We start from the raw sequence: 12,952 nt of genomic DNA, 5'->3' as shown, positions 1-12,952 counted from the left end.
CGCTCGTTCCACAAGCTCACGCCCCGAAGGGCGATTGCTTGCTTCCCGCGCTCGACTTGCATGTATTAGGCACGCCGCCAGCGTTCGTCCTGAGCCAAGATCAAACTCTCCATAAAAGTTTGCACATAGATGTGCTGACTTCGACGTTGCAACAGAACGTTACATACTTAATCGAGAATCATTTCATCTTGCTCGAATGAAAAACTAGCTTTTTCTTACTTGACATTACTGGTTATTTAGTTCAGTTTTCAAGGATCAAATGGTGGGCCTGAGTGGACTTGAACCACCGACCTCACGCTTATCAGGCGTGCGCTCTAACCAACTGAGCTACAGGCCCACTTTAAAGGAATGGAGCGGGTGAAGGGAATTGAACCCTCGACATCAGCTTGGAAGGCTGAGGTTTTACCACTAAACTACACCCGCATTTATGATAAATATATTTACTTATTTTAAAACTTTATGAAACAATGAGTTTACTGTTTCAAGTGGTCGGGAAGACAGGATTTGAACCTGCGACCCCATGGTCCCAAACCATGTGCTCTACCAAGCTGAGCTACTTCCCGGATGGCGCGCCCGAGAGGAGTCGAACCCCTAACCTTTTGATCCGTAGTCAAACGCTCTATCCAATTGAGCTACGGGCGCTTATTGAAGCGACATATTATGATATACCATACACACCCAACAGAAGTCAATGGTTATTGAGAAATTTATTGGTGCGGTCGAGAGGACTTGAACCTCCACGGGATAAACTCCCACTAGGCCCTCAACCTAGCGCGTCTGCCATTCCGCCACGACCGCATAGTATTTACAAAAATTACCACCGCAATGTCAAGCGCTCAGCAAAAGATAATTGGTGCGGGTGGAGGGACTTGAACCCCCACGTCAAAGACACTAGATCCTAAGTCTAGCGCGTCTGCCAATTCCGCCACACCCGCAAATGTTATTTAGATGAGCCATGGAGGATTCCGACGCCGTTAGGCTAGTCCTTGTCTCCGCTTTGTGTTTAATCAAGACAAGGGGAACCGTAGGTGAGAATCCAGTATCCATAAAATATTTAGATGAGCCATGGAGGATTCGAACCTCCGACCCTCTGATTAAAAGTCAGATGCTCTACCAACTGAGCTAATGGCTCATTTAACCACAAGTATGTTTGTTTTCCAAACTCTTTTGATCAATCTTTCATATTGAGCAACATATATCATAAGATGAGATATAAGCATTTTATATTAGGAAAGAATGAATGAAGTGATTGGCTGGGCCAGCTGGATTCGAACCAGCGCATGACGGTACCAAAAACCGTTGCCTTACCGCTTGGCTATGGCCCAACGTGGCGGTCCGGACGGGACTCGAACCCGCGACCTCCTGCGTGACAGGCAGGCATTCTAACCAACTGAACTACCGGACCGAAATAAAAAGGATAATAAGAAAACCTGACGATCGCTGATCCTTTTAAGACGTTCTAATCTTGAAAAATGACCCGTACGGGATTCGAACCCGTGTTACCGCCGTGAAAGGGCGGTGTCTTAACCACTTGACCAACGGGCCAACGTAATATGGCGGAGAAGGAGGGATTTGAACCCTCGCGCCGCTTACACGACCTACACCCTTAGCAGGGGCGCCTCTTCAGCCACTTGAGTACTTCTCCACTGGCTCCACAGGTAGGATTCGAACCTACGACCGATCGGTTAACAGCCGATTGCTCTACCACTGAGCTACTGTGGAATAGTAATGAACACGTTTGACTTACTCTTAACAAACCATTAACAGCGACGTTAAATATAATATATCATCTCTTTATATTTGTCAAATGTTTTTTTACAAACTTAGAAACCTCTTTTTCAAACGCCTATTTAATTTAACATGGATGGGTTCATTCGTCAATGGTTTTTCGGGTCAATTTTTTGATTCTCTTTCATCATTCTTCTACATAACTCAATGTCCCTCTGCACTTTCCACAACGGTATTTGTTAACATCTATTCTACGAGTTCTATAATATTCATGGCCACAACCTTTGCACCTATAAAGGATTCTTTTTCTGTCTTTTGTTGATGGTAGTGGGTTACAATGCCTTGGAGAGTTTGTTTTTTTCAATAGCTCCTTAAATGCCTGATCCTTATGCTGATAACCTTTCCCTTCTATATGTAAGTGATAGTGGCAAAGCTCATGTTTCACAATCCCGATGAATTCCTCTTCTCCTAATTCATGAATATATTTTGGATTCAGCTCGATCTTTCGTTTCGAAGGTATATATCGACCTCCAGTTGTACGTAATCGCATATTAAATGCGACATTATCAGTAAACGGCTTATCGAAAAATTGTAGTGATAAGTCATTAACTAGCTTTTCTAAAACTTTCTGATTCATACTAATCACACTCTCACTATTTCCTACATATATTAATTTAAACATGACTTCCGCTAACATTCTAACATTTTGGTTTCAAAGGGGGAGCGTGACAAATGCCTAATTGGTTTAAAAAGCAAATGACAGAAGCTTACCTCGCAAAAGACTTGTATCAAATAAAAATACTTAATCAGTGCTGGTTCTTTTATAGGAATAAAAATTTACATTTAGAGTAAATACCAGGTTTCTAACCTGGTATTTTTCATTTAATCCCTAACCATGGACAGTGCAATGCGTTGCTTTTGGGTATCAACACTTTCAACCCATACTGTCACGACATCTCCTACGGAAGCGACGTCCATTGGATGTTTTACAAATTGATTAGACATCTTAGATATGTGGACAAGCCCATCTTGTTTAACGCCGATATCAACAAAAACACCGAAGTCCACTACATTTCGAACTGTTCCTTCCAATTCCATCCCTTGCTTGAGATCCTCCATCGATAAGACGTTTTGTTTTAAGATCGGCTTTGGAAGATCATCCCTCGGGTCACGTTCAGGGCTCGCAAGTGCTCGTAAAATATCCTCAAGGGTCGGAACACCGATGCCTAATTGGTCAGAGACTGCTTCTTTACGAAGGGAACGCAATCCTTCTATCAATTTATCTGACCCAAGATCTTTTGTTGAACAATCAATCATTTTAAGAAGTGCTCGGGTAGCAGCATAAGATTCTGGGTGGATCGGTGTTCGATCTAGCGGCTCTTCCCCATCAGAAACTCTCAAAAATCCAATGCTTTGCTCATACGTTTTTGCGCCTAGTCTCGGAATTTCCTTTAATTGTTTTCGACTCACAAACTTCCCTGTTTCGTTTCTTTGTTTCACCATATTATTTGCTACCGTTTTACTTAACCCCGAAACATATTGCAGTAACGATGAAGAAGCGGTGTTCACATTCACACCAACTTGGTTTACAGCCGTTTCTACCACAAAGGTAAGGGAATCATTTAATAGCTTTTGCGTAACATCGTGTTGGTATTGCCCTACCCCGATTGATTTAGGATCGATTTTTACTAGCTCAGCTAATGGATCCTGCACTCTTCTCGCGATAGACACAGCACTTCTTTCTTCAACCTGAAGTTCAGGGAATTCCTCTCTAGCTAACTTAGATGCTGAGTAAACACTTGCTCCCGCTTCGTTTACAATGATATACGCAATATTTAAATGAAACTTCTGAATTAGATCTGCTATAAATTGTTCTGTTTCCCTAGATGCTGTTCCATTACCAATTGCAATTAATGAAATAGGATATTGCTTCAAATATTGAACCACAGTTTTTTCGGCACCTTCAATATCATGCTTGGGAGCAGTTGGATAAATCACATCAACCGCCTGTACTCTCCCCGTTTCATCGATAACTGCTAATTTACACCCTGTTCGAAATGCAGGATCCACACCTAATACGGTTTGACCTTTTAGAGGCGGTTGAAGTAACAAGTTCTTTAGATTCTTTGAAAAAACTTCAATCGCTTGTTTTTCAGCCTTGTACGATAATTCACTGCGAACTTCTCTTTCAATTGAAGGCTGAATTAATCGCTTATAACTATCTTCTATAGCATTTTCAAGGAATGCTTTTACCTCTTGGTTTGTATTGGTCAAAATAACTTTCCTTTTTAAATATGTAAGAATATCCTCAATAGGCGGGATAATAGATATCTTAATTACTTCTTCTTTTTCCCCACGGTTTACTGCTAAAACCCGGTGAGCAACGATGGAACGAACAGGCTCCTGATAGGAGTAATACATTTCATAAACAGCTTTCTCATCCTTCTCTTTATCCTTTTCTTCAGATTCTAGTATTCCTTTTTTTACGGTCTTCTCCCGAATTGTTTCTCGATAAGCAGGATCATCTGAAATCCACTCGGCGATAATATCATTGACACCAGACAAGACATCTCCTACCTCGGTCAACTCATTTTCTTCAGAGAGATAGTCTGTAGCTGACTCCGAGAGATTCATTTCTTGTTGTTGCTCCCATACGATACTTGCCAATGGTTCCAAACCCTTTTCCTTTGCAATTGTAGCTTTTGTTCTTCTTTTTTGTTTGTAAGGTCGATACAAGTCCTCAACCTTTTGAAGCTTGGTTGCCTTGTTTATTTCTTCTTCTAATTCGGAAGTCAATTTTCCTTGATCATCAATAAGACGAATGACTTCCACTTTTCGCTCTGACAAATGTAATGCATATTCCCATTTGTCTTCAATATCTTTTATTTGCACTTCATCTAGGGCGCCAGTCTGTTCCTTGCGATAACGAGCAATAAATGGAACAGTATTGCCTTCTTCTAAAAGAGAGATGACTTGTTTTATCGATCCTGTAGCTATATTTGCTTCTTTTGCAATCCATTGTAAAATTTTTTCTTTTTCATTATCCTCAACCATTGTAAATACTTCCTCCTTCATTGGATCCATTCCTATTTTAGCAAAAGTGAAAGATTTTTCCCAATTCAACCGACATCATCTTATAATTATAAGTGCGTATTCAAACTCCCTCTTTAAACAAAAAAACCCTTATCGAAATGTGATAGAAGGGCTAGGAACCTATTTAGTTATAATATTTGATTGCAATTAACGTAGTATCATCATCACGGTTTTTCGCTCCATAAACTTCGAAACATTCCGTTATGATCTGCACATCTTTGTCTAGAAAATATTTAGCCGATAAATCCCGATCATGAACACCGTCCGAAAACATGACAAAGGTCATGCCATGTTCAAGGTTACCAGTAGCTATTTTAAATTTTTTGGAGAAGTTGCCCAAATAGCCTGCGTTCGGAATACTTCTTTTCTTCCTGTAATCAGATAGAATTGTCATGATACCAATATTGCCGATTGAGCTGAAAGAATATGTTTTTGTGTTAAAATCCATTTTAAGGATTCCTAATACGACACCGCGTTTCCCTATTAAACTCTCATTGCACTTTTTGATTAAAGGTCCAACCGGCTCATCTATATGTTGTTGAATAATGTCAATGACTGCTTCAGACGATTCCTTTGCATATTCACCACTTCCAAGGCCATCGGCTAATGCACACACAAAGGAATCATTTGTTTCCTTATAAAAATAACTATCTCCACAAAGATAATTACCTTTTTTCGGCTTTTGGTAAACAGACAAATCAATATGTTTTTCCTTCTCCATCAATAGTAAACACCCGAACCTTCTGCTTGTAACGCCTCTCTTAATTTGCGTAATGCACGGCGTTGCAGCCTTGACACATGCATTTGAGATATTCCTAATAGATCTCCAGTTTCTTTTTGGCTCAAATTATCAAAATACGTACATTTTAATATTTCTTGCTCTCTTTCTGATAGAACCGGCATTACTTTCTCTAACAGCATTCGTTGGTCTATATTTTCATATCCGCTGTCCTGTGAGCCAACTAGATCGAGAATAGAAACTGTACTGCCGTCTGAGTCTGCTTCAATTTTTCGATCAACAGATAACGCCTTATAGCTTTTTCCCATTTCCATTGTTTCAAGTATTTCTTCTTCTGATACATTTAAATAATCAGCAATTTCCGTTACTGATGGGGAATGTTGGTTGGCGATTGTTAGCTCCTCAATCGCTTTTTTTATTTTAGGACCTAACTCCTTAATCCTCCGAGGAACGTGCACACTCCAAGTTTTGTCACGAATAAATCTTTTAATTTCACCAATAATAGTTGGAATGGCAAAGGATTCAAATGTTTTACCAAGGCTCGAGTCATATCTTCTAATTGCTGCTAACAGACCTAACATTCCTACTTGAACAAGATCTTCATGTATGGAGCTGTGACGGGAATACTTACGAGCGATCGATTCGACTAGATCTTGATAAACGAATACGATTTTTTCTTGTGCGCGGTCATCATGAGGATTTTCTTGGAGATATTGTATCAATTGATAAACCTCATCCTCACTTCTATTGTGTGGTTGAGATTTGGTTGTCATCTAAACCCACCTCATTTTCATGGAGGTACTTCGTCATTAACACGATAACTCCATAATCATTATTGATCTCAACTTTATCCATTAAAGCTTCTATTAAAAAAAGGCCAAACCCACCTTCTCTTAGATTTTCGATCGGTTCCGTTGATTCGTATGGACCTATTACTGCCTTTACCTTACTTAAATCAAAGCTACCACCGTGGTCTGCAACCATCACTTCTAATCGATCATGGTATAAACCAAACCCAACGGTAACCTCTCCTTCTTCTTGTCTTTCATATGCATGTGTTGTCGCATTTGTAACAGCTTCCGAAATAGCTACTTTTAAGTCCTCAATCTCCTCGATAGAAAAACCCATTCGATTTGCAATCCCTGATGTACTTAAGCGAATAACACCAATATAATCTGATTTCGCCGGTACTTTTATTTCAATAAAATCAAATGGTTCCATGTTAAAATCCACCCCGAACTGTAGAGTCTATGTTTATTACTTTATTAAGACCAGTGATTTCAAATAATCGATATACACGATCGTTTAACTTCACAAGTCTTAATTTGCTATTGTATTCCTTTGAAGCTTTTAATGCACTAATAAATATACCTAACCCTGTACTATCCATATACGATACCTTTTCTAGGTTGACTTCTACTTCTAAGCCATTCTTTCGCATTAATGGAAGTAATGTTTCCTTTAACTCAGGTGCTGTATATGCATCAACTTCTCCCTCTAGTGAAACGATCGATGTAGATCCTTTATTTACAACATCTAAGGTAAGATTCATCTTTTTCCTCCTCTTTCTTAACAAGATAAGAAAATCTACAATCCCTTTTTTATTTTTCTAAATGCATCTACGGCGTGACAACCGTCTAGTTTTCTTTATCGAATCGAAAAGACTTGATAATAGTGCGTGTTCAAAAAGTCGACAAATTAGAAACAAGCAGGTCGAGGCGGTGCAGTTTTGAGTAGCGCAGCGAAAGCTTGTTGCTTCGAAAGCATTACCTCGCACGCAGGAAAAGACGGTTTCTTTTCCAAGGAACGGAAAAACAAGCCATTTAAGGAATACAGGCTAAGACCGCCACGTCCTGTGGCAACACCTGCATGACCCACATCGTGTAGGCCTGAGATGCGCAGCTTATCATTTGGTGATTTTTTGAACATCCTTTAATAACATATATTTATGTACCCGTAATGGATCTCTATTAAACGTATTTTTTTAGGGCAATTAATGTAAAGTCATCCCTCAAGTGAAAATCTTGCAGGCGCTCAAAATGTTTAAAAACATTGTCGACCATTTCTTGTGCCGATAAATGCATATATTGCTTGATCACGTTCAATACTTCCTCATGTTCTATGAATCGCTCTCCTTGTCGACACTCTGTCACACCGTCTGTTAATAAAATAATCATATCATTTTCATTGATTTCTTTTTCGTATTGCTGATAAACGGCATCACGACTTACTCCGAGGACTAACCCTCTCGCTTCTATTTCACTAAATACATCGTGTTTGGCATCATAGTGAAAGCCTGGTTCATGGCCTGCTGATGAATAAGTAAATGTAGCTGAGTTTGGACAATATTGACCATAAAACATCGTTATAAACATACTCGGATCAACATTTCTTTCGACCACTCTATTCAGGTTTTCTAGTATCACACTTGGGTCCATACGATTTTCTGGAAAACTATCCATTGAATATTTAATCATAGACATACAAAGGGCAGCAGGTATACCTTTTCCAACTACATCTGCAATTGCAACACCAAGTGCTCCTTGAGAATCCTTAACAAAATGATGATAATCTCCGTTCATCTGTTGGGCGGGAACACTAATCGCACCAATATCCATCCCTTCTATCGCAGGTTTCACAGTTGATAACAACGTATCTTGCATACTAGCTGCGATCGAAATCTCTGAATTTATTTCATACTGTTTTTCCCTTAAAGCCTGGAACTCTTGTAAAGCCAATCCATAGGAAATCATTGTTTCTAGCAAAAAGTCCATAGAATACTGGATTTCCTTTGATAGATTGGGGAATAATTCCCGCAATGCTTTGACATGGATATGAATAATTTCTTCTGGTGATGTGTGCCGCTGCATTAATTGTTTACTTATTTGCTCTGCTTCGTATAAGGATTTTTCGTCTTGTGTCTCGATGAACTGCTTTAATAGATCCCTATATATATGATGATCAAGCTTTAAGGTGTCCATCATACCCCCCCTAACGAATCCACTTCATTACTGTTATTTTTGTACCTTTCCCAACTTCAGACACGATATCAAATTCATCCATAAGGCGTTTCACCCCAGGGAGTCCTGCGCCTAAACCTCCAGATGTAGAAAAACCGTCTTCCATCACTCGACTTACTTCCTCCATTCCAGGACCTTTGTCAATGGCGTAGATGCCGATCCCTTTGCGGTCAATCGTTTCTAACCTCTCGAAGCAGATTTCCCCGCTTCCCGCGTATAAATATATGTTTCGGGCAAGTTCTGAAATAGCTGTCGCAATTCGCGCTTGATCCACTGTTCCAAAACCAATTTCTTTGGCGATGTTCCGCCCCATCTGGCGGGCACCAACGATATCCCATTCTTTTTGGATGGTTACACAGGATTGGAAGTCCATTCTCACTCCTCCAATTCCTGGCGTAGCTTGATTAGTCCTTGCTCAAGATCTAAAGCGGTAGGGACATTGTGTAAATGTATTCCAAGATCAATAAGCGTCATCGCAACCGCTGGCTGAATACCCGTCAGAACAACCTTTGCCCCCATAAGATCCGACATCATTACAACATCACCCAGAACTTTTGCGATAAAAGAATCAATAATATCCACAGATGTCAGGTCAATAACCACGCCTGTAGAACCACTTTTATGAATCTTATTTAGAAGATCTTCTTGAAACTGAATAGCCGTTTTGTCGTCTAGATCTATTTGGATGGAGATAAGTAAATAATTATGCAGCTTCAGTATTGGTATTCTCATATTCATCACTCCTTATCCAGTGAGTCTAGTAGTTTCCCTATCTCCTGATCTGTTTCTTGTAAACTTATTATCTTGCGGTTCGTTAATTCGAGTGCAGTTTGAAATCCTTTCCGCAATGAACTTTTCGTCGGGAACTTGCTCAAATCGATCCCAAGGTTGACAATCGTTTGAGCGATTTCTGGTCGGATCCCGACTAATATACAGGTCGATCCGATCAAACGTACAGCCTCTGCTGCTTGGATAATATGATGGGCTACCATTGTGTCTACAACAGGTACTCCAGTAATGTCGATTAACACAACTTCAGCGTTATGCTTGATTACCCCATCTAATAAGTTTTCCATAATAAGTTTTGCACGTTCTGTATCGATGGTACCGATCAAAGGCATCACTGTTATGTTTTCCATCACAGGAATTAAAGGTGCAGATAACTCTTGAAGTGCCACACGCTGTAAGGAAACAATATTTTCCCAGCTGCCAGAATATTGGCTTACTAATTGATTAATAATCGGATCAACCCATTCGTCTACGGCATATAAGATCACAGTAAAGTTGTCGGTGTCTACCTTTTCGGATTCTTGTAAAATAAAATGAATCGTTACCCTACGGAAGGATTGTAGCCCATCCGTTATGTAACTTAATGGCCAACCGAGATTTATTAATCGTTCTGAGAAGGCATCTAAATCCTTCGTAAGTCCCTGCTTCTCTACACATGCAAAGATGACATTAACAAACTCTCGATTCGTACTTTCAAACAATTCATCTGATATTGTAGAAGAAATATCCTCCTTGCGATTTTTATTTACATCCTCCAACCACATTTGAACAATAGTATTACTATTTTCCAACACAACTTCTTTCAATTTCCTGTCCATCAAGTTACCCCCTGCATACTCTTAAGCATTTTATTCTATTTTCACACTTTTGTATAAAGTCCGCAACTAAAGTGAAATGAAAAAGACCCTTGTCTATCTAAATGACAAGGGTGTTTTTGTTCTTGTTTATCGTAACCGTGTATGTTCATAAAAATTTTGCACTTATTATCTGGTATACCCTTCGAACTTCCCTCTATTGGGAATGAAAGTGTAAGAGGTTGTTCAAAAAGCACTGTGATGGCTAGAAATCTGTTAGGCCTAGACTGATTTCTAGTGCTTTGTTGATGTTCTCCATCATACTTTGGTCAAGCTGTGTTATTTTGTCCGTCAATCTTTGTTTATCGATTGTACGGATTTGTTCTAATAAAATGACAGAATCCCGTTCAAAACCGTATTGCTGCGCATCAATTTCTACATGGGTAGGCAACTTTGCCTTTTGTATTTGCGCGGTAATGGCCGCAACAATAACCGTAGGACTAAAACGGTTACCAATATCATTTTGCAGAACCAATACTGGACGGACGCCCCCTTGTTCTGATCCAACAACAGGGGAAAGATCGGCGAAATAAACTTCGCCTCGTTTTACTATCAAATTCATTACACCCCGCTCACTAAGCGCTCTAGGGTGTTTTCGGCCTCCTCTTCAGCCTGGAAAGCTTCGGATGCAATGTTGAGATTGATTCGCGCCATTTCCATATAGCCTCTCTGCATGGTTTCACGAATATGACGTTTTTTCTTTTCGCGCAAATACGATTTTGTAGCTTGGTAAATAAACTCACTCAAGTCGCTCTCTTCATGTTTCATTAAACCGTCCACCTCGTTTAGTAGGTTTTTTGGCAGTCTTACAACAATCTCTTGTAAGCTCTCTGACACAACCATACACCTCCACCATCTATACAGTCCAGTCTGTTAAAATCCATTCTAATCATATCATTCCGTAATCTGCATTGCAAAGCCATTACATAACTTTTTTTTAAAATTATGGTCAGTTACATTTCAAAAACACAAATTTAATACAACACTTTCCATTTTTACCTATACAGGGTTCGTGGTTTTTACAATTTTCCCTTTATCTGTATACACCCTCGGTACTCTGTAACTGATCATACACGGAATTTCATAATTAATGGTTTCTAAATAACGAGCTACTTCATCAGCAGTGATTTCATCATTGCATTGCTTTCCAATTAGGGTGACATCCGTCCCAATAGGATAAAACTGGTCAAGCTTTACCATGCATTGATCCATACAGATTCTTCCTACTATCGGCATCCTTTTTCCACCAATAAGCACATCCATTCCTTGAAGCTTTCTCGCCAAACCATCAGCGTAGCCTAAAGGGATCGTCCCAATCCATTCCGAATCTTTTGTTTTGTAAGTCGCTCCATAGCTAATGAATTGTCCTGCTTGCAGTTGTTTCACATGAATAAGACGGCTCCGTAGACTAAAGGCCGGTTGAAGATCAATTGGTCTTTCTTCTTTGACGATAAGGGATGGATACAAACCATACATTCCAATTCCAAACCGAACAAAATGTTCCATGTCATGTGGATAACGCATACTTGCTGCACTATTGCCCGTGTGGATGATCACATCTTTGTGCCAATTTTCCTGAAAAATTTGGTAAAGTGCCTTAAATCGCTCCTGCTGGTATTTGAAATAACTACTATCTGACTCATCAGCAGTTGCAAAATGTGTAAATATGCCTTCTAGTTCAAGACGATCATCTTTGAGCTCTGAAAGTACTGATAGTATCTCATGATGTTCCCTTAGCCCAACTCTTCCCATGCCAGTATCCCATTTCATGTGTAGTTTTAATCTGCCTGAGAAAGGTAGGCGCTTCACGTCTTGAAGCCACTCCTGTTGAAAAAAGGTTAGGGTTATGTCATGTTTTACCGCATGAACAATATCCTGTGGCCGAACCCAACCCATAACCAATATTGGAGCATCAATTCCAGCTTTTCTTAGTCTTAGTGCCTCATCTAGAATGGCCACAGCTAATCTGGTTGCACCAGCTTCTAACGCCTTTTTTGCTATTTCTATATCACCGTGACCATACCCATTTGCTTTCACAACTGCATAAATGCCTTTGTTGTTGGAGAGGTGTTTTTGAAGTTGGCGTATATTATAATCTATTCGGTCTAAGTGTATTTCAGCCCAAGAATCTCGATAAAAAGGTTCATTATTCATGATGGCCTCTCCTTTTCACGGTAATATGCATGTACTTTTGTACTATTATTTACCGTGAATGAGCAGTTGTCAATTAGAGCAGAACAAAAACATTATCGTACTCTTCTATAAGCATGATTTCATGAGTTTCATGATCGGAGGCCCCAGCAGACATTTGTCATTTCCTGGCCGAACATCGGTAGCTGTGTCCGCTAATCCCTTCAAAACTGCGGATTTTTGCTGAATAAGGGCCTGTGTGTCCGCTAAAAATTCTATGTGGACTGAGAGGCCGTTATTTGCAGAAAAACGGCCGTTTTCCTTGGTTTAGCGGACTCACAGGACGTTATTTGCTACAATAGGGCTATTTATGGCTGGCTTTTTGGCAATTAGCGGCCTCTCAGTCCGCTAATCCCGCCAAAACCTCGAATTTTTGCCGAATAAGGGCCTGTGAGTCCGCTAAAAATTCTATGCGGACTGAGAGGCCGTTATTTGCATAAAAACGGCCGTTTTCCTTGGTTTAGCGGACTCACAGGACGTTATTTGCTACAATAGGGCTATTTATGGCTGGCTTTTTGGCAATTAGCGGCCTCTCAGTC

At 40.0% G+C, this 12,952-nt stretch carries 14 protein-coding genes, 12 tRNA genes and 1 rRNA gene; 1 reads left to right on the top strand and 26 read right to left on the bottom strand.

The genetic code is table 11. The features are described 5' to 3' along the window. From NC797_RS17530 to NC797_RS17465, 14 genes are all read right to left on the bottom strand, one after another. Positions 1-116, bottom strand: a 16S ribosomal RNA gene (locus tag NC797_RS17530); the annotation flags it as partial. A gap of 144 nt (positions 117-260) precedes the next feature. Continuing rightward, positions 261-337 (bottom strand) — tRNA-Ile (locus NC797_RS17525). Between the two features lie 12 nt (positions 338-349). Then, positions 350-423: transfer RNA gene (locus NC797_RS17520), tRNA-Gly, on the bottom strand. Positions 424-486: 63 nt separating this feature from the next. Further along, positions 487-563 (bottom strand) — tRNA-Pro (locus NC797_RS17515). Between the two features lie 2 nt (positions 564-565). Continuing rightward, a tRNA-Arg gene (locus tag NC797_RS17510) sits at positions 566-642 on the bottom strand. A 69-nt stretch (positions 643-711) separates the two neighbouring features. After that, positions 712-798, bottom strand: a tRNA-Leu gene (locus NC797_RS17505). A gap of 53 nt (positions 799-851) precedes the next feature. Beyond that, positions 852-935: transfer RNA gene (locus NC797_RS17500), tRNA-Leu, on the bottom strand. 124 nt (positions 936-1,059) lie between these two features. Next, positions 1,060-1,132 (bottom strand) — tRNA-Lys (locus tag NC797_RS17495). A gap of 118 nt (positions 1,133-1,250) precedes the next feature. Next, positions 1,251-1,325: transfer RNA gene (locus NC797_RS17490), tRNA-Gln, on the bottom strand. A gap of 3 nt (positions 1,326-1,328) precedes the next feature. Continuing rightward, positions 1,329-1,405 (bottom strand) — tRNA-Asp (locus NC797_RS17485). Between the two features lie 68 nt (positions 1,406-1,473). Then, positions 1,474-1,545 (bottom strand) — tRNA-Glu (locus NC797_RS17480). Positions 1,546-1,554: 9 nt separating this feature from the next. After that, positions 1,555-1,645: transfer RNA gene (locus NC797_RS17475), tRNA-Ser, on the bottom strand. A gap of 2 nt (positions 1,646-1,647) precedes the next feature. After that, positions 1,648-1,722 (bottom strand) — tRNA-Asn (locus NC797_RS17470). A 193-nt stretch (positions 1,723-1,915) separates the two neighbouring features. Then, positions 1,916-2,365, bottom strand: a complete 450-nt coding sequence (locus NC797_RS17465; protein ID WP_272438108.1) for a SprT family protein — start codon at positions 2,363-2,365, stop codon at positions 1,916-1,918. Between the two features lie 95 nt (positions 2,366-2,460). Here NC797_RS17465 and cmpA point away from each other — a divergent pair, with 95 nt between their 5' ends. Then, the gene (cmpA, locus tag NC797_RS17460; protein ID WP_272438107.1) at positions 2,461-2,580 is read left to right on the top strand and encodes a cortex morphogenetic protein CmpA; all 120 of its coding nucleotides are present in this window, start codon (positions 2,461-2,463) and stop codon (positions 2,578-2,580) included. A 30-nt stretch (positions 2,581-2,610) separates the two neighbouring features. Here the strand turns inward: cmpA and NC797_RS17455 are convergent, their stop codons facing one another. The 12 genes from NC797_RS17455 to alr form a co-directional block, all read right to left on the bottom strand. After that, positions 2,611-4,782 carry a Tex family protein gene (locus NC797_RS17455; RefSeq protein WP_272438110.1) on the bottom strand — a complete coding sequence of 724 codons (2,172 nt, stop codon included), beginning with the start codon at positions 4,780-4,782 and terminating at the stop codon, positions 2,611-2,613. A gap of 163 nt (positions 4,783-4,945) precedes the next feature. Beyond that, entirely contained in the window at positions 4,946-5,542 is a 597-nt protein-coding gene (locus NC797_RS17450) for a SpoIIE family protein phosphatase (RefSeq protein WP_272438106.1), read from the bottom strand. Then, positions 5,542-6,333, bottom strand: a complete 792-nt coding sequence (sigB, locus tag NC797_RS17445; protein WP_272438105.1) for an RNA polymerase sigma factor SigB — start codon at positions 6,331-6,333, stop codon at positions 5,542-5,544. The genes NC797_RS17450 and sigB overlap by 1 nt, the downstream gene beginning before the upstream one ends. Further along, positions 6,305-6,781 (bottom strand): anti-sigma B factor RsbW, encoded by a 477-nt coding sequence (rsbW, locus tag NC797_RS17440; RefSeq protein WP_272438104.1) that lies wholly within the window; start codon positions 6,779-6,781, stop codon positions 6,305-6,307. Before rsbW ends, sigB begins: the two co-directional genes overlap by 29 nt. A 1-nt stretch (position 6,782) precedes the next feature. Next, positions 6,783-7,112, bottom strand: a complete 330-nt coding sequence (locus NC797_RS17435) for an STAS domain-containing protein (RefSeq protein ID WP_272438102.1) — start codon at positions 7,110-7,112, stop codon at positions 6,783-6,785. Between the two features lie 418 nt (positions 7,113-7,530). Beyond that, the gene (locus NC797_RS17430) at positions 7,531-8,541 is read right to left on the bottom strand and encodes a PP2C family protein-serine/threonine phosphatase (RefSeq protein WP_272438101.1); all 1,011 of its coding nucleotides are present in this window, start codon (positions 8,539-8,541) and stop codon (positions 7,531-7,533) included. Positions 8,542-8,551: 10 nt separating this feature from the next. After that, positions 8,552-8,953, bottom strand: a complete 402-nt coding sequence (locus NC797_RS17425; RefSeq protein WP_272438100.1) for an anti-sigma regulatory factor — start codon at positions 8,951-8,953, stop codon at positions 8,552-8,554. Between the two features lie 2 nt (positions 8,954-8,955). After that, on the bottom strand, positions 8,956-9,312 hold the full coding sequence (locus NC797_RS17420; protein WP_272438099.1) for an STAS domain-containing protein: 357 nt from the start codon (positions 9,310-9,312) through the stop codon (positions 8,956-8,958). 5 nt (positions 9,313-9,317) lie between these two features. Further along, positions 9,318-10,187 (bottom strand): RsbT co-antagonist protein RsbRA, encoded by an 870-nt coding sequence (locus tag NC797_RS17415; RefSeq protein WP_272438098.1) that lies wholly within the window; start codon positions 10,185-10,187, stop codon positions 9,318-9,320. Positions 10,188-10,428: 241 nt separating this feature from the next. After that, positions 10,429-10,779: a type II toxin-antitoxin system PemK/MazF family toxin gene (locus NC797_RS17410; protein WP_272438109.1), complete on the bottom strand. Its 351-nt coding sequence runs from the start codon at positions 10,777-10,779 to the stop codon at positions 10,429-10,431. Positions 10,780-10,784: 5 nt separating this feature from the next. Next, the gene (locus NC797_RS17405; protein ID WP_272438097.1) at positions 10,785-11,066 is read right to left on the bottom strand and encodes a CopG family ribbon-helix-helix protein; all 282 of its coding nucleotides are present in this window, start codon (positions 11,064-11,066) and stop codon (positions 10,785-10,787) included. Positions 11,067-11,222: 156 nt separating this feature from the next. Beyond that, a complete protein-coding gene (alr, locus tag NC797_RS17400; RefSeq protein ID WP_272438096.1) occupies positions 11,223-12,377 on the bottom strand; it encodes an alanine racemase in 1,155 nt (384 codons plus the stop codon). Between the last annotated feature and the right edge of the window lie 575 nt (positions 12,378-12,952).

The organism is Terrihalobacillus insolitus (genome assembly GCF_028416575.1).
GTDB classification, from domain to species: domain Bacteria; phylum Bacillota; class Bacilli; order Bacillales; family Amphibacillaceae; genus Terrihalobacillus; species Terrihalobacillus insolitus.
This window is presented reverse-complemented; position numbering and strand designations above follow the sequence as displayed.

What these genes read in the sequence shown, in the direction of transcription:
- NC797_RS17430 (WP_272438101.1), bottom strand. Translation starts at nt 8,541, where the DNA reads ATGGACACCTTAAAGCTTGATCATCATATATATAGGGATCTATTAAAG.
- NC797_RS17435 (WP_272438102.1), bottom strand. Translation starts at nt 7,112, where the DNA reads ATGAATCTTACCTTAGATGTTGTAAATAAAGGATCTACATCGATCGTT.
- NC797_RS17420 (WP_272438099.1), bottom strand. Translation starts at nt 9,312, where the DNA reads ATGAGAATACCAATACTGAAGCTGCATAATTATTTACTTATCTCCATC.
- NC797_RS17405 (WP_272438097.1), bottom strand. Translation starts at nt 11,066, where the DNA reads ATGGTTGTGTCAGAGAGCTTACAAGAGATTGTTGTAAGACTGCCAAAA.
- NC797_RS17455 (WP_272438110.1), bottom strand. Translation starts at nt 4,782, where the DNA reads ATGGTTGAGGATAATGAAAAAGAAAAAATTTTACAATGGATTGCAAAA.
- alr (WP_272438096.1), bottom strand. Translation starts at nt 12,377, where the DNA reads ATGAATAATGAACCTTTTTATCGAGATTCTTGGGCTGAAATACACTTA.
- rsbW (WP_272438104.1), bottom strand. Translation starts at nt 6,781, where the DNA reads ATGGAACCATTTGATTTTATTGAAATAAAAGTACCGGCGAAATCAGAT.
- NC797_RS17465 (WP_272438108.1), bottom strand. Translation starts at nt 2,365, where the DNA reads ATGAATCAGAAAGTTTTAGAAAAGCTAGTTAATGACTTATCACTACAA.
- NC797_RS17425 (WP_272438100.1), bottom strand. Translation starts at nt 8,953, where the DNA reads ATGGACTTCCAATCCTGTGTAACCATCCAAAAAGAATGGGATATCGTT.
- NC797_RS17450 (WP_272438106.1), bottom strand. Translation starts at nt 5,542, where the DNA reads ATGGAGAAGGAAAAACATATTGATTTGTCTGTTTACCAAAAGCCGAAA.
- sigB (WP_272438105.1), bottom strand. Translation starts at nt 6,333, where the DNA reads ATGACAACCAAATCTCAACCACACAATAGAAGTGAGGATGAGGTTTAT.
- NC797_RS17415 (WP_272438098.1), bottom strand. Translation starts at nt 10,187, where the DNA reads ATGGACAGGAAATTGAAAGAAGTTGTGTTGGAAAATAGTAATACTATT.
- cmpA (WP_272438107.1), top strand. Translation starts at nt 2,461, where the DNA reads ATGCCTAATTGGTTTAAAAAGCAAATGACAGAAGCTTACCTCGCAAAA.